General features: G+C 66.0%; 2 protein-coding genes. Both read right to left on the bottom strand.

All coding sequences use genetic code 11. The features are described from left to right. Positions 1-97: 97 nt before the first annotated feature. Positions 98-886, bottom strand: coding sequence for an ATP-binding protein (locus tag GY769_15965; GenBank protein MCP4203414.1), 789 nt, complete (start codon positions 884-886; stop codon positions 98-100). Further along, on the bottom strand, positions 883-2,013 hold a 1,131-nt coding region (locus GY769_15960), incomplete at its 5' end, for a transposase family protein (protein ID MCP4203413.1). The genes GY769_15960 and GY769_15965, both read right to left, overlap by 4 nt.

The following is a 2,013-nucleotide window of genomic DNA, read 5'->3' as shown; positions in this document are numbered from 1 at the left end:
GATCTGGCGAAGCCAGGAGCGTGCTTCCAGGCGCGCGCGGCCGACGGCCTAGGGCGTGGCAAGCGAAGCGAGGGGCAGCCCGCCGCGCGCGCCCCTCCTAACTTCTTCTCTCTTTCACTGGAGCCGACCGGCGTCGCTGCTCGCGCTGGCGTTTCTCTGCCTCCTCGTTGCGGAAGCTCTTGCCCGTGATCTCGAGGATCGTCGCGTGGTGGACCAACCGATCGATGGCCGCCGCGGTGGTCATCGGATCTTTGAAGATCTTGTCCCACTGGGAGAAGACCAGGTTGCTGGTGAGGATCACGCTCCGGCGCTCGTAGCGCTCCGCCAGAAGCGTGAAGAGCACCTCCATCTCCTCGCGGTCTTGCTGGATGTAGCCGATGTCGTCGAGGATGATGGCGTCGATGCGGTCCAGCCGACGCATCTCCAGCGGCAGCATGAGCTCGCGTTTGGCGGCGAGCAGGCGCTGGACCAGGCGGTAGGCCGGCGTGAACAGCACCTTGTAGCCACGGTCGACGAGCTCGTGGCCGATGGCACACACCAGATGCGTCTTGCCACGCCCCGGCAGGCCGAAGGCCAGGAGATTCTCCGCGCGCTCGACGAAGCCACCTTCGCACAGCGTCGGTAGCGTGCGTCGCACCCGCGCCGGCAACCGCTTGAGCTGGAGCGTCGCGAGGGTCTTCTCCGCGGGCAACTGAGAGAACTTCCGCAGGCGCAGGATCTTGCGCTCATGGCGCTCCTTGACCTCGATCTCGGCCAGCTGCAGGAGGTACTGCTGGAATCCCCAGCCGCCCTGCTCGGCCTGCTCGGCCAACGCCTGATGGTGCGCCACAAACGACGGCAGCTTCAGCTCGCGCAGCAGCATCTCGACGCTGTCGGCCGCGCTCATGACGCCACCTCCTCAAGGCCCAGCAAGCTGTCATAGACCGCCAGGTCGACCTGTGGCGTGGCCACCTCGGGCACCTCCGGCTTCGACTGTCCGAGCAACGACCGTACGCGGTCGTACAGAGGCACTTCCCTCTCCTCGAGCAAGAGCTCCAGGGCGGTCTCCACCTCCGATTCCATCGTCGATGCCGCCAGGTGCAGAATGCGCAGGTACTCCAAATCCGCGGCACGCTCCACACGGCCTTCAAGCAGGCGGTCATAGCCACGGCGGAAGGTCAGGCTCGGAAACAGCTCCTCGCGATAGCGGTAGCGGGCAAACGCCCCGGGCTTCTTGACCAACGACCAGATGATGTGGCGGTAGTTGATGCGCCGCCCCCCGCGCCCCCGCAGACGTTCCACCTCGAGCTGGCGCTGCTGGGCGTAGTACACCTCCAGCCGGTCTTCGTAGACCCGGACATTCACCCACTGGCGGACGAGGCGCGACGGCGCCGAGTAGGTGTTGTGCTTGACCCTGATCGTGCTCCACGACGTCACCCGCACCCGCTCCTCGGTGAATTCCGCCAAACGCTCCACCCGCACCGCTTCCATGTGCTCCAGCTCCTCACGCAGCCGCTTCTGGCGCGGCCGGTTCGCCTTCTCCACGATGCTTCGCAACCACTGCTCGTAGGCCTCGCGGCTGTCGAAGTCCCGGTTCCGGCGAAGCAACAGATGCTGCTCCAGGCGACGCTTCAACGCCCCATTCGCCGCCTCGATGTCGCCGTTCTGCTCCTTGCAGCCGATGGCGATCGTCCGCGGCTCCATCCCCAGATGACGCATCAGAGCTTTGTAGTCTTCGTTGAAGCCCCGACCGCCGCCGGTCCTCAGTTTGTCGGCCGCCGCCAGCTTGTGGGTCGCCGCCGTCGAGTTGTCGGTCTGGTGCGACTGCGTACGCCGACCCAGCCGGAACACCGCCGACTGCACCCCGCGACGCAACGCACTCAACGATTCCGACAAGCACGGCGTCGCCCACTCCCAGTTCGAGTACGGCAGCACGCTGTGGCACAGCAGGTGAACAAACGGCTCGCCGGCGATCGTGATCTCCAGCTCGGTCGCCCAGGTGAAGTCCGTCTGCATCGCCTCGCCAGGACGATG

This window comes from bacterium (genome assembly GCA_024224155.1).
Taxonomy (GTDB): Bacteria; Acidobacteriota; Thermoanaerobaculia; order Multivoradales; family JAHEKO01; genus CALZIK01.
This window is presented reverse-complemented; position numbering and strand designations above follow the sequence as displayed.